The 22,287-nt window shown below is 63.4% G+C and carries 24 protein-coding genes; 8 read left to right on the top strand and 16 right to left on the bottom strand.

Annotated features, from left to right (window positions below):
• Positions 1-10: 10 nt before the first annotated feature.
• Positions 11-637, bottom strand: a complete 627-nt coding sequence (locus XH96_RS31140; RefSeq protein ID WP_194389362.1) for a transglutaminase-like cysteine peptidase — start codon at positions 635-637, stop codon at positions 11-13.
• A 192-nt stretch (positions 638-829) separates the two neighbouring features.
• On the opposite strand from XH96_RS31140, the gene XH96_RS31145 reads away from it, so the two are divergent.
• Positions 830-1,567, top strand: coding sequence for a metallophosphoesterase family protein (locus XH96_RS31145; protein ID WP_194389363.1), 738 nt, complete (start codon positions 830-832; stop codon positions 1,565-1,567).
• A 64-nt stretch (positions 1,568-1,631) separates the two neighbouring features.
• Entirely contained in the window at positions 1,632-2,294 is a 663-nt protein-coding gene (locus XH96_RS31150; protein WP_194389364.1) for a hypothetical protein, read from the top strand.
• Between the two features lie 48 nt (positions 2,295-2,342).
• Here XH96_RS31150 and XH96_RS31155 read toward each other — a convergent pair whose 3' ends face one another.
• Complete coding sequence (locus XH96_RS31155; RefSeq protein WP_246789803.1) at positions 2,343-2,783, bottom strand: hypothetical protein; 441 nt, start codon at positions 2,781-2,783, stop codon at positions 2,343-2,345.
• A 521-nt stretch (positions 2,784-3,304) separates the two neighbouring features.
• Between XH96_RS31155 and XH96_RS31160 the strand changes: the two genes are divergently transcribed.
• Both XH96_RS31160 and XH96_RS31165 read left to right on the top strand, forming a co-directional pair.
• Entirely contained in the window at positions 3,305-3,544 is a 240-nt protein-coding gene (locus tag XH96_RS31160) for a hypothetical protein (protein ID WP_194389365.1), read from the top strand.
• A gap of 766 nt (positions 3,545-4,310) precedes the next feature.
• Positions 4,311-5,537, top strand: coding sequence for a hypothetical protein (locus tag XH96_RS31165; RefSeq protein WP_194389366.1), 1,227 nt, complete (start codon positions 4,311-4,313; stop codon positions 5,535-5,537).
• Positions 5,538-5,670: 133 nt separating this feature from the next.
• On the opposite strand, the gene XH96_RS31170 is transcribed toward XH96_RS31165, so the two are convergent.
• Together XH96_RS31170 and XH96_RS31175 are read right to left on the bottom strand one after the other, a co-directional pair.
• Entirely contained in the window at positions 5,671-5,949 is a 279-nt protein-coding gene (locus XH96_RS31170; protein ID WP_246789804.1) for a hypothetical protein, read from the bottom strand.
• A 318-nt stretch (positions 5,950-6,267) separates the two neighbouring features.
• Positions 6,268-6,684 carry a hypothetical protein gene (locus XH96_RS31175; RefSeq protein WP_194389367.1) on the bottom strand — a complete coding sequence of 139 codons (417 nt, stop codon included), beginning with the start codon at positions 6,682-6,684 and terminating at the stop codon, positions 6,268-6,270.
• A 375-nt stretch (positions 6,685-7,059) separates the two neighbouring features.
• On the opposite strand from XH96_RS31175, the gene XH96_RS31180 reads away from it, so the two are divergent.
• Both XH96_RS31180 and XH96_RS31185 read left to right on the top strand, forming a co-directional pair.
• Positions 7,060-7,233: a hypothetical protein gene (locus tag XH96_RS31180; RefSeq protein WP_162832048.1), complete on the top strand. Its 174-nt coding sequence runs from the start codon at positions 7,060-7,062 to the stop codon at positions 7,231-7,233.
• Positions 7,234-7,415: 182 nt separating this feature from the next.
• Entirely contained in the window at positions 7,416-7,781 is a 366-nt protein-coding gene (locus tag XH96_RS31185; RefSeq protein WP_194389368.1) for a VanZ family protein, read from the top strand.
• Positions 7,782-7,791: 10 nt separating this feature from the next.
• Here XH96_RS31185 and XH96_RS31190 read toward each other — a convergent pair whose 3' ends face one another.
• From XH96_RS31190 to XH96_RS31245, 12 genes are all read right to left on the bottom strand, one after another.
• Positions 7,792-8,076 carry a hypothetical protein gene (locus XH96_RS31190; RefSeq protein WP_194394333.1) on the bottom strand — a complete coding sequence of 95 codons (285 nt, stop codon included), beginning with the start codon at positions 8,074-8,076 and terminating at the stop codon, positions 7,792-7,794.
• A gap of 170 nt (positions 8,077-8,246) precedes the next feature.
• A complete protein-coding gene (locus XH96_RS31195) occupies positions 8,247-8,690 on the bottom strand; it encodes a hypothetical protein (RefSeq protein WP_035679301.1) in 444 nt (147 codons plus the stop codon).
• Positions 8,691-8,843: 153 nt separating this feature from the next.
• A complete protein-coding gene (locus XH96_RS31200) occupies positions 8,844-10,571 on the bottom strand; it encodes a chemotaxis protein (protein WP_194389369.1) in 1,728 nt (575 codons plus the stop codon).
• 5 nt (positions 10,572-10,576) lie between these two features.
• Complete coding sequence (locus tag XH96_RS31205) at positions 10,577-11,668, bottom strand: chemotaxis response regulator protein-glutamate methylesterase (RefSeq protein ID WP_194389370.1); 1,092 nt, start codon at positions 11,666-11,668, stop codon at positions 10,577-10,579.
• A 16-nt stretch (positions 11,669-11,684) separates the two neighbouring features.
• Entirely contained in the window at positions 11,685-12,539 is an 855-nt protein-coding gene (locus XH96_RS31210) for a protein-glutamate O-methyltransferase CheR (RefSeq protein WP_194389371.1), read from the bottom strand.
• Positions 12,540-12,673: 134 nt separating this feature from the next.
• Positions 12,674-14,473 (bottom strand): methyl-accepting chemotaxis protein, encoded by a 1,800-nt coding sequence (locus XH96_RS31215; protein ID WP_194389372.1) that lies wholly within the window; start codon positions 14,471-14,473, stop codon positions 12,674-12,676.
• A gap of 56 nt (positions 14,474-14,529) precedes the next feature.
• The gene (locus XH96_RS31220) at positions 14,530-15,018 is read right to left on the bottom strand and encodes a chemotaxis protein CheW (RefSeq protein ID WP_194389373.1); all 489 of its coding nucleotides are present in this window, start codon (positions 15,016-15,018) and stop codon (positions 14,530-14,532) included.
• A 66-nt stretch (positions 15,019-15,084) separates the two neighbouring features.
• Entirely contained in the window at positions 15,085-16,785 is a 1,701-nt protein-coding gene (locus XH96_RS31225; protein ID WP_194389374.1) for a methyl-accepting chemotaxis protein, read from the bottom strand.
• A gap of 36 nt (positions 16,786-16,821) precedes the next feature.
• The gene (locus tag XH96_RS31230; protein WP_194389375.1) at positions 16,822-17,283 is read right to left on the bottom strand and encodes a chemotaxis protein CheW; all 462 of its coding nucleotides are present in this window, start codon (positions 17,281-17,283) and stop codon (positions 16,822-16,824) included.
• Entirely contained in the window at positions 17,283-19,358 is a 2,076-nt protein-coding gene (locus XH96_RS31235; RefSeq protein ID WP_194389376.1) for a chemotaxis protein CheA, read from the bottom strand. Before XH96_RS31235 ends, XH96_RS31230 begins: the two co-directional genes overlap by 1 nt.
• A complete protein-coding gene (locus tag XH96_RS31240) occupies positions 19,355-19,720 on the bottom strand; it encodes a response regulator (RefSeq protein ID WP_100231554.1) in 366 nt (121 codons plus the stop codon). Before XH96_RS31240 ends, XH96_RS31235 begins: the two co-directional genes overlap by 4 nt.
• Positions 19,720-20,043, bottom strand: a complete 324-nt coding sequence (locus tag XH96_RS31245) for an STAS domain-containing protein (protein ID WP_194389377.1) — start codon at positions 20,041-20,043, stop codon at positions 19,720-19,722. Before XH96_RS31245 ends, XH96_RS31240 begins: the two co-directional genes overlap by 1 nt.
• A gap of 251 nt (positions 20,044-20,294) precedes the next feature.
• On the opposite strand from XH96_RS31245, the gene XH96_RS31250 reads away from it, so the two are divergent.
• Together XH96_RS31250 and XH96_RS31255 are read left to right on the top strand one after the other, a co-directional pair.
• Positions 20,295-21,374, top strand: a complete 1,080-nt coding sequence (locus tag XH96_RS31250) for an HD domain-containing phosphohydrolase (RefSeq protein ID WP_194389378.1) — start codon at positions 20,295-20,297, stop codon at positions 21,372-21,374.
• A 244-nt stretch (positions 21,375-21,618) separates the two neighbouring features.
• Entirely contained in the window at positions 21,619-22,287 is a 669-nt protein-coding gene (locus XH96_RS31255) for a hypothetical protein (protein ID WP_194389379.1), read from the top strand.

The following is a 22,287-nucleotide window of genomic DNA, read 5'->3' on the forward strand; positions in this document are numbered from 1 at the left end:
CGCCGGGTGATCAGACGGAGCGATCGCCGAGTGAGGCCCAGTAGTTCGGGTTCTTGGGCGACTGGATGCGGACCCAGCGATAGGGCCTCTTCGACCAGGGCATGATATGGCCGGAGAGATTGTCCAGCACGAGATCGCCTGAGAAGGTCCGCACCACGACGACGAGATGATGCTCGCCCCAGGAGGTCACGACCTCGCTGAGCAGCACCGAACGCGCCGGGAAGCCCTTGGCGATCAGATCGTGGCGTTTTGTCACAGCGTAGTCGTTGCAGTCGCCGCTCGCGGGATGCAGCAGCCACTTTTCGCCGCGCAGCCCTTCCAGGTTGGGTTCGGGACGGATCGCGCTGTTGACCCGCTGGTTGACCTCCTGCATCTGCGCCAGGCGTTGGGCCGTTAGCTTCAGGCGTCCGCCGCGGAAGACGATCTGTTGCGGCCGCGGTTTGCACTCGTCCTTGTACTTCAGGCAAAAGATGGTGAATGCCATCGGCGCCAGCGTCGGCTGGTCGAACTTGATGTACTGGATGGCACCGCGCAGCCCCATGGGCGCGCCGACGAACGCGGCTTCCGCATTCTGCTGCCCCCCCGCAGCAACGACGATTGCGGCCACGGCCGCCAGGAATTTCACGACTTTGCGCATGTTGCGCTCCCCGTTCTTGTTGGGGGGACGCTACATGAGACGCCTTGAAATACGGCTCAAACGCTGCGCGACCCTTTAATCAAAATGCGGGCTAAGCGGTCGGAAATAATTAAGAATACCGAAGTGTGACTTTTCTGCTAAGAGCGGTCGCGACGATCCGCTCGTGACGCCAGAAGCGATTCGACCGACCTGATGGGTTTTTCCAGCCATTTTCGAAAGAAGACCAAGCCTCGGCTTCCCGACGGCGTTCGCGTCTATGCGATCGGCGACGTGCACGGCCGTGCCGATTTGCTTCAATCGCTGTTAACCGTGATCGACGTCGATCTTGCCCGCTCGGCCCCCGAACGCGCCATTCAGGTCTTTCTCGGTGACTATGTCGATCGCGGCCCGGACTCACGCGCCGTTCTTGATCTCTTGATCGAACGCTCGAAATCGCACAAGACGGTTTGTCTGAAGGGCAACCACGAGGTCTTCCTGCTCGAGGTCCTCAAGAACCCGGCCCGCTTGCAGGAGTGGCGCCACTATGGCGGCCTGCTGACGCTGGTCTCCTACGGCATCACGCCGACCATGAATCCGTCCGCGGAGCAGCAGGTCGAACTGATCGAGGGACTGAAACGTGCGCTGCCGCCGGAGCACTTGGCCTTCCTCCAGCAATTGCCCTCCTCCTTCACGTGCGGCGACTTCTTTTTCGTCCATGCCGGCGTCAAGCCGGGCGTCGCGCTCGATCGCCAGAAGGATGCGGATCTGCTCTGGATCCGCGAGGAATTCCTGATCTCCGAGGAGCGCTTCGGCAAATATGTCGTTCACGGTCATACGCCGGTCAGCGCGCCCGATATCCGCCCGAACCGCATCAACATCGACACCGGAGCCTACGCCACCGGAAACTTGACGCTGCTGACCATCCAGGGCGATAGTCTGCTGGCAATTTAAAGGGCTCTGGCTAGACCTCGGTCCCGTCGTAGGGCCCGCCCGCACAGGCCTCGTCAATTCCTCCATGAACCGCATGATCCCGCTTCGCGTCGTCGGCATCTGCACCGCAATCGTGCTGGCGCTTCACGCCGGCATGGCGTTCTACGGCGATCTAACAAGGCCGAACTTTCGCGCCGGCGATTTGTTCTCGGGCAAGCTTCCGCCCGACAAGGCGAAGCTGGCAGCCGCCGCTGGCTTGGCCGCGTTTTCCTGGGATGGCGATCTGCTTGCGAACTACGCGGCGGCGATGGCCTCTGACGTTCTTCAAGGTCCGTCGACCGCGGCAGGCGGCAGGGCCAGCGAGAACAAGGCAGCCCAGGCCGCCGTCTTGGCTGCCTTGGAAATCTCTCCGATCCGGCCCGCGCTGTGGCTCACGCTCGGCATGCTACAGGCCCAATCCGGCGAAGCGGTCACGCCGGCGGTGAAGATGTCCTACTTGACCGGATCGGTGCCGATCGACGTTGCCTTCTCTCGCGTCCGGACCGTGACGTCGAGCGCGGCGGCGACCGATGAGGAGATCAAGCTCCTGGCGCAATCCGACATTCGGTCGGCGCTGGCCAATCGCTCGCGTTACGAGCCTCTGCTGATCGCGGCCTATGTGCAGGCAACGCCGCAAGGCAAATCGCTGCTGCTGGAGACGACGAAGATCACCGATCCCAAATTCAACGAGATCTTGCGGCGGTACTGAGCCTGCTCCAGCCTTGTGGCTATCGCGTCCGGGGCTGAAGCGAATTCCTCAGCGTACCGATTTCGGATTGACGGGCACAAAGTCCTCGTCGCGGCGCGGCTGATCGGATCGCCCCTTGTAGACGAACATGCCCTTCTTGGTCGCGACGATGTCGCCTCGCTGCAGGCTTTCATCGTTGAGCAGGCTCTCGGTCGCGACAAGGTCCGGATCTACCGGAATGGGCTTGGAGAGCTCGGGATGCTCCCGCCGCTCGCGCAAGACGTCTTTGGCGCGGCGCCGTGCGTCCTCGATCCGCTGGCGCCATTCGTCGCGCGTGACTTCCGGCTCGCTGGATGAAAGATAGTCGTTGAGCGAGGGCGCCAGTTCGGTCTGAGCGAGACCCAAGGCCGGACAGGCGAGACCAAGGCCGAGTCCACCGGCGATGGTTGCGACCGTCCGAGACAGCTTCCCAAACCGCTTTTCACAGCGGCCACGTCGACCCTTTCGCACGATGGTGCCTCCCTGACAGAGCGACAAGGACGACCATCGGCCAATGTCCTCGTCTTCCATTCCTCAGCCTACACCTTTGCCGATGGCAGGAAAGCCAGTTCGCGGGCGAGCTTCCCTGGGGCCTTCCCGCAAAAAATCGAAAAACAACCCCATGCACAGTAGCCGGAGCCAGTCGGATCAATGGGTTACAGTTTTCCGAAATGAAATTGACCTGTCGGGCAAAACAGGGGCAAAATGGCATGGTCCGGAGAGAGGCCAATCGGATGACCGAAGGACCTGAGATCCGCGTCACGGGATCGGCTCAAGGGCAGACGGCTCTGCTCTAAGACCTCATTAGGTCATTGCTGCTAACTTTCGGCTTCCGCCCCGTGGAGTTGCAGAGAATGCGCGCAAGTCCGGTATTGCTGGCAGGTGTCGTCGTTGCGGCTTCGGTCATATCTGGCCCCGCGGCGCACGCCAGCCCCCTCTGCATCAAGAAACGGACGCCGTTCGCCTTATCGCAGGATACGGTGAGGTGGACGATGTCGATCGAACCCGGGGCCGACTGCATCCAGGGGCTACGTTGGTCGTACATGCAGATCTTCAACGTCTCGGTCGTGAGCGGACCATCGCGAGGGCAATTGGCGGTGGTCGGGTCCGGCTTCCGCTATTCGGCCGAAAGCACGGCGCGCGGTGCCGACAGGTTCACGCTGCTGATCTCGGGCAAGAACCGGCACAACCCTGGCACCTCTACCCTGGAGGTCGAGGTCAACCCGCAATAGCTTGTCTCACAGCGCCGCCGAAGCGGCTAATAGCGGCTCGACCCGCTCCCCCGGGTTCTGTTCCCGTGATAGGGCCGGGCGCGTCCGCCGCTCGTGACCGGCGGCTCGATCCGGCTCGGAATATTCCGAGTCGCGTTGGGAGGTGCGGGCTGCGAGGGGTTGACGATGACGTTGCGATTGGGCGTCGAGGAGTCATTGACGCCCTGGGCCCAAGCGCTGGCAGGGACGGCAAACGCGAATATGATCAAAACCAATCGTTTCATGCGATATCTCCCGATCAAGAACGTCAGGGAGGCGGGCACCGTTCCTTCACGGCTGCTTGACAGTTCGTTGCGTGACCTCACCTGGGCACGGCAACCAGCTTGCCATCCCTCCAAACGCCTTGGGCGGCCCTTCCGGCAGGAAGGCTCCCCGTCACGTTCCGGATTGCGGTCGGCCGGGACGCAGCTTGGGTGGTCTGCGCTTTTTTCGTCGGGGTCGTGATGATGCTGGAGCTGGTGGTGTTGGCCTGATCCTTGGTCCCTTGCGCAGAAGCGGACTGAACCAGGAAGGCCAAAAACATGGTTGCTGTCAAAACGCCGCGCATGGTCAAACACCGGAATGGGGAGCTGCGCGAAATGTCACAGGTTTCTGCCCAAAAGCAAGCGCTTCGAGACGATCGCGCAGGACCTTCGCAGGGCGGCCATAAAGCGCTCACCCCGGCCGGGGAGAGCCGGGGCAAAAGGCCTAGCGAAACAGCAATATCCGGGCTAGTTGATCGGCCTTGATGACCGAGACCGGCGACACAGCAGCCAACGCCTCGAAGGCGCAAGAGATCAAGTCCGGACTCGTCCGCCTGCTATCCGGGCGGATCCGCGAGATCTCCGACGACCCGCGGCAGATGCGGGATATCGTCTACGAGTTGGCCCGCGTCAAGCTTCTGGAACAATTCACCCCCGCCAGTGCGTGGGAGGCACGAGAGCTCCAGCAGGTCCTCGAACGCGCCATTCGGGAGGTCGAACGGTCGTTTGATCGAGACGGAACTTCCTCATCAGCAAGGGCGAGTGCCACCGTCGCGTCGAATTCTCCGCAAGTGGATGCCCCTCCTCACGCGCGGGTTACTCCCCCGCCCATTCCAACGTCGCCTGCTTTGGCTTCCCCGCCCCCTTCCATGGCCGCGGAAACGGCACGTCGTCCTGTCGCATCGCCCAGGTCGCCCGACCATCCCAAACAAAGGGGGGCCTTCAATTCTCTCATTCGATTGACCGCGATCCTCCTGCTCATTGCGGGCGCCGGGACCGCGATCGTCTCTTGGCCACGGCTGAGGACACAACTGACCGCATTGTCGCAGGTAGCGCCGCCGTCCGAGCGGGCGAAGACTTCGGAGCCTCAACCGACCACGATTCCAAGTCCCTCGCTGGGCGAGACCTTGGAACGAACGCCGGAGAATCCAAAGGAGCCGGCGCCGATTGCGCACCCCTCGATGCCTTTGCCGACGACGTTCGGCGTCTACGCCTTGAGCGAGGGCCAACTGCATGAGCTCAAGCCGGTGCCCGGAAAGATTCCGGACCGGCGCGTCGCGATCTCGGCAGCCATCAACGCGCAGAGCGTGACCACACTGATGGACGGCGATGTCAAATTCGTCGTGTTCAGGCCCGATGGGGGCGTCGACGCAAGCGGGACTGAAGTTCGGGTCGTCGCGAAAGTTTCCCGGGCGTTGGGCGTCGATGCCAGCGGGAAGGCCGCCATGGTCAACGCCGGCGATTCCTGGGTCATCCGCAGCATGTCGTACCCCTACAAGGTAGGTCCGATCGAACAGCAATCGCGAATGCTGTTACTCCAGCCGGAGCAGGACGGCTTCACGCTCGCTCCCGGCCGCTACATCGTCGTGGTCAAAGGGATGGGCTACGACTTCACGGTCGCCGGAACGGTCACTGATCCCAATCAATGCGTCGAACGCATCAACGCGGCGAACGGCGCGTTCTACTCGCCCTGTCCGCCGCCACGACGCTAAAGCAACACCACGCCAAAGCAACATGGGTTCTGATTGTCTCAGAACCGAAGCCCTCGATTCCTGTCTCGATACGTCTTCTTCAAGCGAGCCGTCCTCCACTCGCTCGAAAACGCTCTCGTCGCCTTTCTGTTTTTCATTTGGACGGCTTGTTGTCCTTTGGCGCATCCGCCGGCATGTCGTCGACCTTGCCGTTATTGGCGACGCATTTCTGGAAGTACTCGCGCTGATCCTTGCCCGTTCCCTTGGCGCTGCCGGCTGCGGGATTGCCGATTTGCCTGGGCGGAAAGGCCTTGGCGACCGCAGCATCGCATGCGCGCGCCACTTCGGCGGTGATGGCCGAAGCCGTCGCCGGCGCAGCCAGAGCCAAAATACCTGCCAATCCAACCAACGTCTGTAGATTTTTGACCGGCACCTCTGCTCTCCTTCAAATCCGTGAATGCTTGCCGGAACCATAGCAAAAAGGATCGCAGCACCAAACCGCAAAGCGATGCTGAATTGTCACGCGCTCTGCCCTGAGTGCCGCATACGACTCTTGGCGGCATCCTGACGGCACGCCTGTTCTTCGAGACGGCGCTTACGCGCCTCCTCTCCATGTGCAGCGTCCGCTTTCGGCGCTGGCGGCTCAGGATGAGGCTATTCGGCGTCCGTGGCCGTTGAAACTGCTGTCGCGCACTCCATCCTCATCTCGAGGCGAACGATGGCTGCAGAGCGCGCAGCAAGATCCGCAATACTAGCTATCGAGCTGCGGCGGCTTGAAGTCCGGAAAACGCGTGAGCATCGCGGTCTTGACGAACTTCAAGTGAGCAATGGTGCTTGCCAATTCCTTGAGCCGGCGCTGGCCGTTCGAGATGTCGGCCGCGAAGAGATCCTGATGATGATTGTCGAGCGGCTCCCGCTCGAGATATTCGTCGGTCCCGTTTCCGAAGGTGACGGATGCACGCGCGAGGGCATCGTCGACGCGCCGGTTGAGCCCGGCCTGCTCCCTCTCCGCCTCCTCCAATGCCGTTTCGATCGCCGCCAGGACGGCGCCGATCCGCGCGCGGTCGGTCTCCGCATCACGCTCGACGGAGCGGGCCTTGAAACCCTTGTCCTCGCGGCGGGAGCCGAGAAGATTGTGTGCGCGCGCTCTCAGGAACAGCTGAAACATCCGGGCCATCCCACATTCGAGATTTAGGCGGCATACCATCGGTCAGACATAGTTAACAAAGCCTAAAGCTTGCGCCCGCCCCAGCCGGCTTTGTGCGATCAGACCAGCCAAACGCATTTCGAATGCGGCCACGGGCGGTTGCAGACGACATTGACGAAACATCCGTGATCATACGGAGCGCCATGCGCGAACTTCCTCTCGGTAAGGTTGAGAGGTTAGCTTAATCCGCGTTGTTTGTTGCGAATTTTCACGCTTTCCTTATCCATCACTCGCACCGGGCTTCCCCAAGGCCCGGCCCCGCCCAAGCAAAGCCGTCGAGCGATATGGGTCCGCTTGGCGGCTTTGTCGTTGTGTCGACGAGAGGATGATTTCGCTATGGCGCGCAGGCCCTGGTCGTTCAAGGAAGACCGCCGGCTCATGGAGTTGGCGAAGTCTTCAGCCTCGCTGGAACAAGCGGCGAAAATTCTCGGGCGCTCACCCGATGCAGTCAAGCGCATGGCGTTACGGCTTGGCCTTTCGTTGAAATCGAAGACGGGCAAGAAGACCTGACTTCGGCGCGGCAGCGCGCGCCTCACGCCGCACAGTCCCTCGCTGCGCCTGCAACGTCGAACCGCCCGAACGTATCAGCTTGAAAGCAGGCCTGTGCGAGCGGCGCCTTGATGCGGCAGGCCCCTTTAACGATATTTTCGGCTTTCGGACCTGACGGACAACCAACCTTGTATGTTGGCGCCATGCGCAGGAACCACCTCATAGCAGCTGCGAGCATCTGTCTTGCGCTGATCGTCTATGCCACCCTGGCGAGGCTGGCGGGCAGACCCGCGCTCATGGGGCATCACGAGGCCTATTGGGTCGTCGTGATCGAGCGCTTCAGCGCCTACGGGCTGCTCGGCTTCCTGCTCTCCTTCCTGCTGCCCGGACGGTTCCGCCTGGCCTGCTCTCTCGTCATCGCGGTCGCTATGGGGCTGGAGCTGATGCAGGCGTTCATACCCGACCGCGATCCGGGCTTCCTCGACGTGTTGCAGAAGGCGGCGGGAGGCACGGTGGGCGTCATGCTCGCCCAGATGATCTTGGCGTTCCTGCCCAGACCACCTTCCTAAGGCGGCCGGCTCAAGCCACCCCGCGCCTGTTGCGGGATTCGGAGGGAGCCAGGAGTCCGGCCATCTGCCGATGGGTGTTCTGCAGCGCTTCAATGGCGAGATCGAGATCGAAATCCGTCTCGCGAACGGATGCAAAGAATTCGACCATCAGTGCCGGATCGAGTTTGACGCGTGTCATCCCATCGCGGCTCTTGCGACGATCGAGTGACAAATGGATGGCCCGGTCCCGGGCCTCCATGGCGCTGCAGCCGCAAAGCGCACCGAGTTCGTCGTATGTCATCCAGATTTGAGGCATGTTCTTCCCACCATGCTTGACCGGCCGCAATACTAGCTCTCGCTTCTAAAGGCAGCATTGCTTCAGCGCGGCTGCGACGCGACTTCGAGACAACAATGTCAATGCAACGCTAATCAGGGCGGCAGATGCGAGCTCTTGTGGCGCTGCGCGGATCGCCGTCGGTCTGGCTCCTACTTGGGCGAGCCAGCCGTGAAAGGACGCCGCGTGCGGGAACGGGCGTCGAGCCCCTTGGGCAGCTTGTCGGCCTTGAGCTTCACGACCGCGCTGCGGGCGTCGGCAGCCGGCGCGTCTTCCTGACTGTAGATCAGCGTCACCTCGAACTTCACGTCAGGCGCCTGCCGGGCCGTTCCCGAACAGGTCGCCATCGCGCCGGTATACACGCCGGAGAGCTCGACCTCGACTTCGTCGAGCCCGAACACGGTCGGCGGGCCGTCGGCATGTCGCCGTGTGGTGAGGACGGCCGTGAATCGCTGGTCGTCATGGAACTGATAGGAGCCGCCATAGGTGAAGAAGCTGTCACTGCCGGAAATCCGACCCTGGGCCACATGCACGATACCGGTGCCTTGCGCTTGCGCGGTTCTGAACCACGCCGCGTATTTGCCCTCTTTCAGCATGGAAAGATCCACCCATGAATTCCATGCGTATTTGCAACGAACCGTGCGGCCGCGACAATGACCGCGGCGGCGAGCATTCCGCCACGGTTAACACCGTGCAAAGTCAATCCGTCAAATTTCCGCCGGCGCAGGAGGCGGCGCCCGCAGCAAGCCTCAGAACAATTCTATGCCGTCGTCCGCGGTCTCGACTGCCTCGACCGGGCGCAGGGCGGCGATCGACCCCAGCCCGAAGGTTTGCAGGAACTCCCGGTGCACGTCGCGCTCGCGTTCCATCGTGTAGCGCGCAAAGAGCTGGTCGAGCACCGCTTCGTCCTGCGCTTGCGGCCGCGGCTGCTGCGCGGCTGTGCTCGCGGCCTCGAGCCGCGCCGCGACCGCGGGCAATGCCGCAGAACCTTCGCCGAGCGTGGTCATCAGGCCTTGCGCCGAATTCATCAGGCCCTCGAATTCCGCACCTTCATCGACGAGCCGGCTCATCAGCTTGCCGAGCCGGTCATTGCCGGCCTCGACCTCGCGCAGCGCCTGGAGGATCTGCGGTTCGAGCTTGGCGAGCTGCGTGGGATCGCCCTGCACGCGGAGCTCCCTCAGCTCCCCCGCCGACCGCTCGATGCCGTCGAGCACCGGCCTCAAACGCCCCGCTCCCACCGAGACATGGTCGGCGGTTGCCTTGAGCTCGTTGGCAATGACGACGAAGGCGCTGCCGCGGCTGCCGAGATGGCTGGCCTTGAGGCCCGCATTCATTCCGATCAGCGTGATGTCGATCGTCGCCTCGGCCAGCCCAGCGATCGCCTGGCGAAATTTCGTCAGCGTATCCTCGACGATCGCGAGCGCCTCGTCGACCGAGCGGCCCGCCCCCTCGCAGGTGGCGATCAGCGTCGATGCGTGCGCCAGCGTCTGCTTGATGCGTGTCAGGAACGACGACGAGCCGCCATCCTCGCCGCCAAACAACGTGCGGCCGTGCCCGACGACGCTGCCCGCATCGTGCAGGATGGCGGTCAGCGCGCGAACGATCTGGCCGATGTCGCCGCCGAACTCGCGCTGGGCGTCCCTGAGCTGGGCCGCCTGCAGCTGGCAGATCGCACGCGCGCCGTCATCGCTCGCGATCGGCTCGGGAACGAGGCTCGGGGCGGCTCCAGACACAAGGCCGAGACCGTGGGAGACGTGCTCGAGACGCTGACGCGTGCTGTCGCCCGCCTGCAAGGAAACGATCGCGCTGCCGACCGCCTCGGCGATCTTCCTGGTGCTGGAGCCTGCGCGGTCGGCCAGATGGCTGCTGTTGCGGCGCTGGTCATGCAATCCGGAATAGGCGGAGCCGAGTTCGGCGCTCTCCGCCGCCAGTTGATTCCGGTAGCGGCTCTCGAACTCCTTCTGCCGGCCGAATGCGGTGGCGACCGCCTCCGAGAGGCGCTGCTGATCCCGCGCACAGCCCTCGATCGCGCCCTGCACGGCCTTGCCGAGATCATAGGCCTCCTGCGTGAAGGCGAGAAAGCCCTCGCGATCGCCGTCGAGCGCGGCTGCCTCGATCCGCGCGCTGCGGGCGATGATGGTGATCATCTGAATGTGCTTGAACAACGGCTTGAGCAAGGCGGACGCCTCCGCCGTGTTCTTGCCGATCGTCTCGAGCAGGGCGCTTTCGGCCGGCAGCGCCTGCGCCAGGTCGCTGAGCCGCGCTGCGATCTCCTGCAGAGCGGTCGCGGCGCCTTCGATCTCTGCGCCGGAGAGTTCCGAGGAAAGCGTTGCGAGGCCCTGGTTCAGCTCCTTGAAGATGAGATGTCCGCGCCCGAGCTCGTGACCGACGCGCGCGAACACGTCCTCGATACGCGAGGAGACGTCCTCGATTGCGGCGATCGCGTCGGCAAGCGTGTCGGCGGGAATGACGGACATTGCGCTCAACCTGCCACCGCAACGTGCCCGGTCTGATACCAGAGCATGATTTCGCGCGGGATATGGTTCAGCGATACGACCTTCTCGACGCCGCCATGGGCGATGGCTTCCTTGGGCATGCCGAACACCACGCAACTCTCTTCATCCTGAGCCCGCGTCGAAGCGCCGAGCTTGCGCATCTCCAGCATTCCGCGCGCGCCGTCATCGCCCATGCCGGTCATGATCACGCCGAGCGCGTTGGCGCCGGCATGTTGGGCCGCCGAACGGAACAACACGTCGACGGACGGACGATGCCGGGACACCGGCGGCCCATCCTTGATCGCGATCTGGTAGCGCAGGCCGATGCGCTGAAGCAGCATGTGGCGGGCTCCCGGCGCGATATAGGCGCAACCCGGCAGCACCGGTTCGCCGTCCTCGGCCTCCTTGACCCGGATCTGGCAGACGCCGTCGAGACGCCTGGCAAAGGCTGCGGTGAAGCCTGCCGGCATGTGCTGGACGATGACGATGGGCGGACAGTGCGGCGGCAGCATTTCAAGGACGTCGTTGAGCGCTTCGGTGCCGCCCGTCGAGGCACCGATGCACACGATGCGTTCCGTGGTCGGCCGGACCTTGCCCTGCACCGGCGGCGGGATGATGGCATCGGCCGTCAGTTTCTTCTCGATTGCGCGACGCTCCGCACGCGGGCGCACCCGGGCGCGGGCGGCCGACTTCACGGCCTCACGCAGCCGCGTGGAGCATTCGAGCAGCGCCTGCCGTGTGTCGATCTTCGGCTTCGGCACGATGTCGACTGCACCCGCCTCGAACGCCTCGAACATCACGTTCGAGCCCTCCTCGGTCAGCGAGGAGCAGATGATCACCGGTATCGGACGTTGCGCCATGATCTTGCGCAGGAAGGTCATGCCGTCCATGCGCGGCATTTCGAGGTCGAGAATGATGACGTCAGGCAGCTCCTTCTCGAGCCGCTTGGCCGCCACGAACGGATCGGACGCGGTCGCCATCACCTCGATCTCGGGATCTTCACTCAGGATCGTCAGCAGGATTTGGCGCACCGACGCCGAATCGTCCACGATCAGCACGCGAACTTTCTCCTTCGGCATTCTGGTTGCGCTCCGGCTAGACCTGGAAGATGGTTGGCTGAACCTGCTTCAGCCCAGGCACAGCACTGTGAATCATCGATTCCGAATGCCCGACCAGCAGATAGCCGCCCGGACGCAGATGGCTGCACAATTGCTCCACCACCTTGCGCTGGGTCTCGCGTTCGAAATAGATCAGGACGTTGCGGCAGAAGATGATATCGACGTCACGGTCGACGGGATAGGACTTGTCCATGAGGTTCATCCTCATGAAGTGCGTCATGCGACGCAGCTCAGGGACGATCCGCACTTCGCCGCGCGATTTGTCCCGCGACGACGAAAAATATCGTTTCACGAACTGCTCCGGCACCGGGGCGAGCACGTCGCGGTTGTAGATCGCCGTCCTGGCGAGGCGCAGCACCGCAGTCGAGATGTCGGTCCCGAGGATGCGGTACTGGAAGCGTGAACCGGTCCGCGTCATGTCGTCCAGCACCATCGCGGTCGTGTAGGCTTCCATGCCGGTCGAACTCGCCGAGCTCCAGACCTTCAGATTCGCGCTTCTCCGTCCACGCGCCTTGAGCAGGGCGGGAATCGCGACGTCGCGCAGGAAAGTGAAGTGCTGCGGCTCGCGGAAGAAGTCGGTCTTGTTGGTCGTCACCACATCGATGAGATGAGTGAGCTCGGTGTCGAAATGGTCCGCCTCGAACAGGTTCTCGACATATTCATTGAGGCCGGAGAAGTTCAGCGCGCGCACGCGCTTGTGCAGCCGTCCCTCCAGCATCAGCCGCTTGCCCTGCGGTAGCTTGATGCCGACCTGGCCCTCGATCAATTCGGCGATGGTGCGGAAATGGCGGTCCGAAAGATGCACGGCCGTGTCCTGCATGGCAGGCATCATGGCCGCCTGCCCCGACCAGGGACGGCCACCTGCATTGCATAACCGGCCATACGGAGCATCCTGAATCCTACACTTTAACTAAAATTGCCGAAGACGGATCGGCCCGCCGATTGAGGGGCCGATCCGTCAGAATCCTAGCGCTGGAAATCCGCGTCCCGATCGTCCTCGCCGTCGTTCATGTCGAACGCGAAACCGCCGCCACCGGCAGCCTTCACGGCGCGCGCCGGCTTGGCCAGCGGCTTCCTCGCCGGACGTTCGACCGCCGCCATGGTGGCCGCCTTGGCGCGCAGCTGATTCACCGCCCGGTCGATCGGCGCGGCATGGCCTTTTCCACCCTGCTCGATGCGGAAGTAGGCGATGGTGGACTGGAGCTGCTCGGCCTGCGAGGCGAGCTCCTCCGAGGTCGAAGACACCTGCTCGGATGCGCTGGCGTTCTGCTGGCCGACCTTGTCGAGCTGCTGGATCGCCTGGTTGATCTGCGCCGAACCGACGTCCTGCTCGCGGCAGGCCGCGGTGATCTCTTCGACGAGCTCAGCGGTCTTCTTGATGTCGGGAACGAGCTTGGACAGCATCGCGCCGGCCTCCTGCGCCACCTTGACGGTGTCGGTCGAGAGCGTGCCGATCTCGGCCGCTGCCGCCTGGCTTCGTTCGGCGAGCTTGCGCACCTCGGAGGCGACCACCGCAAAGCCCTTGCCGTGCTCGCCTGCGCGCGCGGCTTCCACTGCGGCATTGAGCGCGAGCAGATCGGTCTGACGCGCGATCTCCTGCACGATCGTGATCTTCTCGGCGATGGTCTGCATCGCGCTGACGGCGCGGCCGACCGCTGCGCCGGACGCTTCCGCATCCTTGGCCGACTGCGCGGCGATCTTCTCGGTCTGGTTGGCGTTGTCGGCGTTCTGCTTCACGTTCGAGGCCATCTCCTCCATCGAGGAGGAGGCTTCTTCGGCAGAGGAGGCCTGTTCGGTCGCACCCTGCGAAAGCTGCTCGGCGCTCGCGGAGAGCTCCTGGCTGCCGGCCGAGACGTTCTGCGCCGCGGTGAGGGCTTCTGCGACGATCTGCCGAAGCTTCTCCACCATGCGTTCGAGTGCAAGGCCCAGCGTATCCTTGTCGGACAGCGGCTTGGCTTCGACCGTGAGGTTGCCCTGGGCGATCTCGTTGGCGACGGCGGCGGTCTGATTGAGATTGACGGTCATCGCATTCAGCGACTTGATGAGGTCGCCGATTTCATCATTGCTGGATGAATCGATCTTTTGGCTGAGATCGCCGATCGCCACTGCATCGGCAAGGCCGACCGCATTGGAAAGCGAACGGCTGATGTTCAGAGCCATCCAGACCGCGGCAGCGATAGCGATGACGAGCGAGGCGAGGATCAGGGAAACGAGAATCAGGGTGGCGTGGCTTCCGTCGATTTTGGCCTGCTCGCTCTCCGCGGCCATCTGCTTCTTCACATAATTGATGTAGTCGCTCGCCGCCGTGAGTGCCGGCGTGGAGGCCTTCAGGCCCTCGGTCATCGACCGCTCTGTGGCCCTGGCCTTGTCCTGTTTGGCGAGCGCAAGCGTCTGATCCTGTACCGCGTTGGAGTTCGCGTAGGCAACGGCGAAAGTCTCGATCATTTTCCTGCCGGTCTCACTCGCGCTGGAATAGACCTCGTCCTTCACTTTCATCGCGCGTTCGCGCAGTTGAGTGATCTGGCCGATGAACTTGTCCTGGTCGGCCTCCCCCGCGAGGATAGTGTTCTTCTCGGCCCGCACCTGAAGCAGGACGGCCTCCTGAAGTTCGCCAACCTTGGCCAGCCGGCCGGCGCGGGCAGACAGATGCTCGGCCGTCGCGACCATGTCGTTCAGCTTGAGATACGCGACGCCGCCGGCGATCATGGACAGCAGGATGACGACGCCGAAGGCGGTGGCAAGCTTGGCTTTGACGGTGAATCTCATGTCAGTCTCGTTGGTTCGAATTAGGGTGTTTACGCGTGATCACGCTTCACTCTTACTCAGGCGGCGCGAGGTGCGTCCGCGCCGGCATCGCGCCCTTCCGGGATCTTGTCGTTCGCCATCAGCTTGGCGAGGTCGAAGATCACGACGAACTTCTCGCCTTTGCGACCGATGCCGGCGGCATAGTCGGACTGCCATTTGCCGCCGATCTCGGGGATGGGCTCGATCGCCTGCTCGTCGATGTCGGTGACTTCGAATACGCAGTCGGCGACAAAGCCGACGCCGACCAGGCGGTCCTTCATCGGCACGTCGAGGATGATGATGCGGGTGGCTTCGGTGGACGGCACGCCCGGCAGCCCGAGCTTGGTCCGGAGGTCGACGATCGGATAGCCGCTGCCGCGCACGTCGATCATGCCGAGCAGGAAGTTCGGGGCGTGCGGAAGCCGCGAGATCGGCCGCATGTCGAGGATCTCACGGACATTGCGGATGCTGATGCCGAACGTCTCGCCGGCGAGCCCGAGCGTCAGATATTGCGAGGTTGCGGCCATGATGCAGTCCAAGGATCCGGATGTTGGCAAATGAATGCGGTCCGGCATAACGGCCGGACCTGCTAATCAACGCTGGAAGTCGGCGTCGCGGTCGTCTTCGCCGTCATGCATGTCGAAGGCGAAGCCACCACCGCCACCGGCGACCTTCATCGCGCGTGCCGGTTTGCGGACGGGGGCCGGCTTCTTCGTCTCGCGATCCACAGCCGCCATATGCGCAGCCTTGGCCCGGAGCTGACCGACGGCGCGGTCGATAGGCTCGGCCGCGGCATTCGCCTTGCGTGCCGTGTGCTCGATCCGGAAGAACGAGATGGTGGACTGGAGCTGCTCGGCCTGCGAGGCGAGCTCCTCCGAGGTCGAGGACACCTGCTCGGATGCGCTGGCGTTCTGCTGGCCGACCTTGTCGAGCTGCTGGATCGCCTGGTTGATCTGGGCCGAGCCCACGTCCTGCTCGCGGCAGGCCGCGGTGATCTCCTGCACCAGTTCCGCGGTCTTCTTGATGTCGGGCACGAGCTTGGACAGCATTTGGCCCGCCTCTTGCGCGACCTTGACGCTCTCGGTCGAGAGCGTGCCGATATCTGCCGCGGCCGCCTGACTGCGCTCGGCGAGCTTGCGCACCTCGGAGGCGACCACCGCAAAGCCCTTGCCGTGCTCGCCTGCGCGCGCCGCTTCCACCGCCGCGTTGAGCGCGAGCAGGTCGGTCTGGCGCGCGATCTCCTGCACGATCGTGATCTTCTCGGCGATGGTCTGCATCGCCTCGACGGCACGACCGACGGCGACACCGCTGGCTTCGGCGTCCTTGGCAGATTGCGCCGCAATCTTCTCGGTCTGGTTGGCGTTGTCGGCGTTCTGTTTCACGTTGGAGGCCATTTCCTCCATCGAGGAGGAGGCTTCCTCGGCGGACGATGCCTGCTCGGTCGCGCCCTGGGAGAGCTGCTCGGCGCTGGCGGAGAGCTCCTGGCTGCCGGCCGAGACGTTCTGCGCCGCCGTAATCGCCTCGGTGACGATCTGCCGGAGCTTCTCGACCATCACGTTCAGCGACCTGACGAGATCTCCGATCTCATCGTTGCTCGCCGAGGGGATGGTCCGGCTGAGATCACCCTCCGCGACCGCGCCCGCAAGGCCAACAGCCCTTCCGAGCGAACGACTGATCGAGATGGAAATCCACAGCGCAGCCCCGATCGCAACCGCCAGCGAGACGCCGATCAGCATCGTCAGCAAGAGTTGGGCCTGGTGCCCCTCTGCCTTGGATTGGACAGCCTGCTCGGCCATCTGCTTCTTCGTGTTGACGACATAGGCCCCCATGGCTTCCATCGCGTCCGCGACGACCTTGCGGCCGTCACCCATCGAGCGCTCCATGGCCTTGGTCTTGTCAGTTTTCGCAAGCCGAAGCGTCTCTTCCTGGTACGTATTCATCTTGGCGTAGGTGGCTGCAAAGCTGTCGAGCAGCTTCCGGCCCCCCTCGCTGGCGAGCGCGTAGACCTCGTCCCTGGTCCTCGTCGCTTCGTCGCGAAGCCTCGCGGCCTCAGCGGCAAACTGCTCGGCCTGAGCTTCCGTTCCAAGAACTGCGTTCTTTTCGGCGCGCAGCTGAAGCAGAATATCCTTTTCGATCTGCGTTGCCTTCTCCATCCGGTTTGCACGCAGGACCATGCTGTCGGCGGTGGCCATCATGTCGCCGAGCTTCATGTACGACACGCCGCCCGCGAGCCCGGACAGGACAATGACCAAGCCAAACGCAGTGGCAAGCTTTGCTTTGACGGTAAATCTCATTTCCAGCCCCTACAGATCTCGCCCCGAGACCTCATTTCAATTCAGAATGCGTTCCATGTTGGGAACGATGACGAACTCTTCACGCCACTTCGCGATAAAGCGAATGAACTCTGGTTTCCAATGCATGCCGACGCGTGGCGTCTGCTGCACATCCGTCTGCGCGATCTCCGTGACTTCGTAGACCTTGTCGGCGGTGAGGCCGACCAGAACCGGTTCGCCGTCGAAATCGAGTTCGATGACGACGATGCGCGTGTCGGCCGAGTCGTCGAGCTGCGGCATGCCGAAGCGAATGCGCAGGTCGGCGAGCGGAATGACGTTGCCGCGCACGTTGATCACGCTGGGAACGAAGGCGCGCGCACCCGCCACCTTGGTCACGGGGACGGGATCTATGATCTCGCGCACGAGACCGGCGTCGAGTGCAAATTTCTCCTCGCCGAGGCCGATCATCACGACCTGCATTGCGCCGCTCTGATGCTCGCTGTCCAAATTCCCGTTCATCACGCCGCCTCGTTGATATGCTGCTTCTCGACCTTCGACTGCGCCAGCGAGACCAGCTGCGCGACGTCGAGGATCAGAGCCGCCGTGCCGTCGCCAAGGATCGTCGCGCCGGAGAAGATCGTGACGTCGGAGTGCAGCTTGGAGAGCGACTTGATCACGGTCTGGTGGTTGCCGATGATCTGGTCCGCGACGAGGCCGACGCGGCTCTCGCCTGTAGAGATGATGATCGTCTTCTGGTGCTTGTCCGGCGAACCGGACGAAGACATGATCTCGCGCAGCCGCAAGAACGGCACGAGGTTGCCGCGCACATTCAGGAAGTTGCGGCCGCGCGAACGTTCGTCCTCGGCCGTCAGCTCGACGCACTCCTCCACCGCCGACAGCGGAATGATGTAGCGTCCCTCGCCGACGCGGATCAGGAGGCCTTCGATGATCGCGAGCGTCAAGGGCAGGCGCAGCGTCACGGTAGTGCCCTGTCCCGGCCTGGTCGACAAATCGATCGTGCCGCGCATGTTCTCGATGGTGCGCTTGACCACGTCCATGCCGACGCCGCGGCCCGACAGCGCCGAGATGGTCTGGGCGGTCGAGAAGCCCGGGTGGAACAGGAATTGATGGATCTCGTGATCGGTCAGCACGGCGCCGGCGGCAATCAGCCCCTGCTCTTCCGCCTTCGCGCGGATGCGCGCGGTGTTGAGGCCGCCGCCATTGTCCTTCACGGTGACCAGCACCTGCGCGCCGGAGTGGACGGCGGCGAGCTCGATCCGGCCCTGCTCGGCCTTGCCATTGGCAGCGCGCGTGGCGGTGTCTTCGATGCCGTGGTCGATGGCATTGCGGATCAGGTGCACCAGCGGGTCGGCCAGGCACTCGATCATGGTCTTGTCGAGCTCGGTATCCTCACCTGTGGTGACGAATTCGACCGGCTTGGACAGATCCCGCGACAGATCGTGCACGAGCCGGCGGAAGCGGCCGAACAAGGAGCCGATCGGCACCATGCGTGCACCTATCGTGGTGTCGCGCAAAGACGAGGCAAGGCGCTCGATCTCCTCGGCGATCATCTTGATCGAGAGGTCGGAGCCGGAGGCGGCGAGCTGGGTCAGCCGCGCCTGCGCGATCACGAGCTCGCCGACGCGGTCCATCAGCTCGTCAAGGCGTTCGGCCTGGACGCGGACGGTGGCGATGCCGCGCTCTTCGCGCTTGGCTTCGGGTTTCGGCTCCGGCCTCGGTTCAGATTTGGGCTCGCTCTTGGCGACGGGCTGGTCGGCGACCGGCGCGGCGGGAAGCTCTACCGGGGGCACAGGCGTCTCGGCCATGGGCCCCGGCTCCTCGTCGAGGAGCTGAAAGAGCGGTGCAGGCGCGGGCGGTTCGACATGCTCGAGCGGCGAGAGCGTCAACTTCAACTCGTCCTGGACGAACATGAAGACGTCGTCGATCGCATCCTTGTCGCAGGCCGCGTGCAGCTTGACGTCCCACTTCAGATAGCAGTCTTCCGGCTCCATCTCGTCGAGGAACGGGACGCCGTCGGTGACAGGCACGACGAAGCACGGGCCGAGCTTGCAGAGATCTTCCAACAGGTCGAGCGGATTCGAGCCGTTGCGCAGGATATGGGATTCGAATTCCAGATAGAGGTGCCAGCCGGCCTGCTTGCTGCCGGCAGGAGCCAGCGAGGCCGCCTCGGCGATCTCGACGACCGGAGCGTCAGACCTGTCGGCCGAGACGAAGCGCTTGAGATCGTCGAGAATGGCTTCGCCGATAATGTCGTCGGTCGACTGCGGATCCTCGATCAACGCGCGGATGTAGTCCTTGGCAGCGAGCGCGACCGAGATCAGTTCCTGCGTCGGCTTGATCTCGCCCTTGCGGACACGGTCGAAGGCGGTCTCGAATTCGTGGGTGAAGGAGGCGACCTTGTCGAAACCGAACATGGCGCCCGACCCCTTGATCGTGTGCAGGGCGCGGAAGGCGGAATCGACCAGTTCGCGGTCATCGGGACGCTGGCCGAGATCGAGCAAGGCCCCTTCAAGAACTTCAAAGAGCTCACTGGCTTCCTGACGAAAGACCTCGGTCGGGTCCATTGCGCTCATGTACGCACCAACTTGCCGACCACGGCGAGCAGCTGTTCAGGCTTGAAGGGCTTGGTGATCCAGCCGGTGGCGCCGGCGCTCTTGGCTTCCTGCTTCACCGTGTCGTTGGATTCGGTGGTCAGGAACACGATGGGCATGCCGACCGCGCTCGGCAGCTTGCGCAGTGCGCGGATCAGCTCCAGCCCGTTCATGACGGGCATGTTGAGGTCGGTGATCACGAGGTCGAGCTTGCCGGCCTGCGCCTTGGCGAGCCCTTGCGCACCGTCGCCGGCCTCGATCACGTTGTGACCGGCCGGCTCGAGCACGACCTTGATCATTTGGCGAATGCTGGGGGAATCGTCGACGGTAAGAATCGTGGCCATCAGGTGCCATCTTTCTTTTGCGGGAAGTGCTGATCGATCATCGCCTCGCTGGTGAAGCCAGCACGGCGAAGGGTGTTGCGCAGAGACTGGGAGAATGACGTGAGCACCACCGGACGGCCTTGGGCCTCGCCCGTCTTGGCGGTCGACAGCAGAAGCTGGATCGAGGTCACGTCGGCCTTGTCGACGCTCGAGCAGTCGATCTCGAGTCGCTCCTGGCGGCCGAAGGCCTCGCGAATGAGCTCATAGACGCTGCGAATGGCCGCAATGCTGCAATCGGCGGGCAACCGCAACGACCACTTCGGCTCCGAGGGATTGAGCGCCATCGCTGCACCCGCCTTTGCTAGAATTCCGCCACTCGTTTGACGCGAATCGAGTGAGCAAACTCCTAACACGGGCATCCGTACAACTACGGGTCACACTTGCTCGGAATTCGCGCAACTGTGCGCAAGCGTGTACAACCTGCTGAGATGTCATCGAGACGTGCGCATCCGTGCGGCCGTTTGCTTCGCGTTAAATTCGCTTGGACTATGGCTGGGGTTCGTGTCTTTGCCAGCGAAGAGAGCCCCGGCCACCGATGCTGACCCAAGCGCTCGTGGTTGATGACAGCCGCTCCGTCCTCAACTTTCTGAAACGTCACATCGAGGCGGGAGGTCTGGTCGAGGCCACCACCTTCCTCGATCCCGTGGAGGCGCTGGCCTGCGCGCAGGAGCGCGTTTTCGATCTGGTGCTGGTCGACTACGAGATGCCGCATATGGACGGCATCAGCTTCATCCGCACCTTCCGCAGGCTACCCGGCTGCACCGACATCCCGATCGCGATGATCACCTCGCGTCAGACCGATGACGTCAAGATGGAAGCGCTGCAGGCCGGTGCAACCGATTTTCTGCCCAAGCAGCCGCAAAGCCTTGAGATGACGGTGCGCCTGCGGAATTTAATTCAGCTTGGTGCAGCCGTGCGCAAGCTCAACGACCGCGCTGCGCATCTGGCCAGCGACGTCGCAGCAGCAACGCGAAAGCTCGGCGAGCGCGAGGAGGAGATCATCCTGCGGCTCGCGCTCGCGGTCGAATACCGCGACAACGACACCGGCGAGCACACGCTGCGGGTCGCCAGATACAGCCGTATCATCGCCGACCAGCTCGGCCTGCCGGCCCGGCTGTGCCGCGACATCTATCTGGCCGCTCCCCTGCACGATGTCGGCAAGGTCGCCATTCCCGACAACATTCTGCTCAAGCCGGGCAAACTCACCGACGACGAGATGGCGGTGATCCGGACGCATGCGACGATCGGCGAGCGGATCCTGGCCGATTCCAGCTGCGAGCTGATTCAGCTCGGCGCGCAAATTGCCGCAGGCCATCACGAGCGCTGGGACGGCGCGGGCTATCCGAACGGCCTCAAGGCGGATGAAATCCCGGTCGCCGCGCGCGTGGTCGCAGTTGCCGATGTCTTCGATGCCCTGACGACACGGCGGCCATACAAGGAGCCGATATCGCTCGAGGCGGCGCGCAATTACCTGGCTGAGAACGCGGGCCGGCAGTTCGATCCAGCCTGCGTCGAGGCTTTCCTGTCGCGCTGGGACGAGGTGGTCGAGATCGCCGCCGGCCAGCGGACGACCGCTTTTCAGAGGACCGATGCCCCTCTCGCTCCGTCGCAGTGAGTGTGGCGGAGAGCGGTTCGACCGAGGGTCGTTCGGCCGGGGCCGTCCCGACCGCCTGACATTGGCGATCCGCCAACATCTTGCTGCGGCTTCATTTTTCTCCGGTCGCCGGTTTGAACCTGTTCCTGCTAGAGTGGCACCAATAACCAAGAGTGATTCTGGTCACACTTGCCCGGACGCCCTGCTGCTACGCATTGAACCGGGACGGGGCGGCAGAGCATCGTCGAATTGGATGAGAATTCCCATGAAAAGCCTGATTGGCGCCTGTGTCGGCGTGTTTTTCCTTGCGGCTCCCGCTTTGGCGCAGACTCCTGCCGCGATCGTCGAGGACGTCCAGGGCAAGGTCGACGGCATCGCGTTCATGGACTATGTGGCGCCGGGCAAGATCATCAAGCTCGGACCGAAGGCCAGCATCACGCTCAGCTACCTCAAATCGTGTGAGCGCGAGACGATCAGCGAGGGCGTCGTTCTGGTCGGCACAGAGCAGAGCACCGTACAGCTGGGCGAGGTCAAGCGGGAGAAGGTGCCCTGCGATACCAATGCGGCAAAACTGTCGGAGCGCCAGGCGAACCAGAGTGCCGCAACGTCCTTCCGCAGCGTGGGGCCGGACGCCAAGAGCACCCCGTCCAAGCTGCCGACGCTCTACGGTGTCGCACCACTGGTGCAGGCGAGGAGCGGGGGCACGCTGGTGATCGAACGCACCGACGGCAAGGAGCCCACGATCACCGTGCCGCTCAGGAACGAAACCATGGTCGGCGGCAAGTTCTATGACTTCGCCAAGGCCGGGAAATCGTTGACCCCGGGCGGCAGCTATCTCGCCATTCTCGGCGCCAAGCGCTACGCCTTCCAGATCGACGCCAGCGCCACGTCATCGCCGACGCCGATCGTCGGCCGCCTGCTGCGGCTCGAATAG

The organism is Bradyrhizobium sp. CCBAU 51765, assembly GCF_015291725.1.
GTDB lineage: Bacteria > Pseudomonadota > Alphaproteobacteria > Rhizobiales > Xanthobacteraceae > Bradyrhizobium > Bradyrhizobium liaoningense.

Coding starts and splice junctions, on each gene's coding strand:
- XH96_RS31140 (WP_194389362.1), bottom strand. CDS start 637: ATGCGCAAAGTCGTGAAATTCCTGGCGGCCGTGGCCGCAATCGTCGTT.
- XH96_RS31145 (WP_194389363.1), top strand. CDS start 830: ATGGGTTTTTCCAGCCATTTTCGAAAGAAGACCAAGCCTCGGCTTCCC.
- XH96_RS31150 (WP_194389364.1), top strand. CDS start 1,632: ATGAACCGCATGATCCCGCTTCGCGTCGTCGGCATCTGCACCGCAATC.
- XH96_RS31160 (WP_194389365.1), top strand. CDS start 3,305: ATGTCGATCGAACCCGGGGCCGACTGCATCCAGGGGCTACGTTGGTCG.
- XH96_RS31165 (WP_194389366.1), top strand. CDS start 4,311: ATGACCGAGACCGGCGACACAGCAGCCAACGCCTCGAAGGCGCAAGAG.
- XH96_RS31175 (WP_194389367.1), bottom strand. CDS start 6,684: ATGTTTCAGCTGTTCCTGAGAGCGCGCGCACACAATCTTCTCGGCTCC.
- XH96_RS31180 (WP_162832048.1), top strand. CDS start 7,060: ATGGCGCGCAGGCCCTGGTCGTTCAAGGAAGACCGCCGGCTCATGGAG.
- XH96_RS31185 (WP_194389368.1), top strand. CDS start 7,416: ATGCGCAGGAACCACCTCATAGCAGCTGCGAGCATCTGTCTTGCGCTG.
- XH96_RS31190 (WP_194394333.1), bottom strand. CDS start 8,076: ATGCCTCAAATCTGGATGACATACGACGAACTCGGTGCGCTTTGCGGC.
- XH96_RS31195 (WP_035679301.1), bottom strand. CDS start 8,690: ATGCTGAAAGAGGGCAAATACGCGGCGTGGTTCAGAACCGCGCAAGCG.
- XH96_RS31200 (WP_194389369.1), bottom strand. CDS start 10,571: ATGTCCGTCATTCCCGCCGACACGCTTGCCGACGCGATCGCCGCAATC.
- XH96_RS31205 (WP_194389370.1), bottom strand. CDS start 11,668: ATGCCGAAGGAGAAAGTTCGCGTGCTGATCGTGGACGATTCGGCGTCG.
- XH96_RS31210 (WP_194389371.1), bottom strand. CDS start 12,539: ATGATGCCTGCCATGCAGGACACGGCCGTGCATCTTTCGGACCGCCAT.
- XH96_RS31215 (WP_194389372.1), bottom strand. CDS start 14,473: ATGAGATTCACCGTCAAAGCCAAGCTTGCCACCGCCTTCGGCGTCGTC.
- XH96_RS31220 (WP_194389373.1), bottom strand. CDS start 15,018: ATGGCCGCAACCTCGCAATATCTGACGCTCGGGCTCGCCGGCGAGACG.
- XH96_RS31225 (WP_194389374.1), bottom strand. CDS start 16,785: ATGAGATTTACCGTCAAAGCAAAGCTTGCCACTGCGTTTGGCTTGGTC.
- XH96_RS31230 (WP_194389375.1), bottom strand. CDS start 17,283: ATGAACGGGAATTTGGACAGCGAGCATCAGAGCGGCGCAATGCAGGTC.
- XH96_RS31235 (WP_194389376.1), bottom strand. CDS start 19,358: ATGAGCGCAATGGACCCGACCGAGGTCTTTCGTCAGGAAGCCAGTGAG.
- XH96_RS31240 (WP_100231554.1), bottom strand. CDS start 19,720: ATGGCCACGATTCTTACCGTCGACGATTCCCCCAGCATTCGCCAAATG.
- XH96_RS31245 (WP_194389377.1), bottom strand. CDS start 20,043: ATGGCGCTCAATCCCTCGGAGCCGAAGTGGTCGTTGCGGTTGCCCGCC.
- XH96_RS31250 (WP_194389378.1), top strand. CDS start 20,295: ATGCTGACCCAAGCGCTCGTGGTTGATGACAGCCGCTCCGTCCTCAAC.
- XH96_RS31255 (WP_194389379.1), top strand. CDS start 21,619: ATGAAAAGCCTGATTGGCGCCTGTGTCGGCGTGTTTTTCCTTGCGGCT.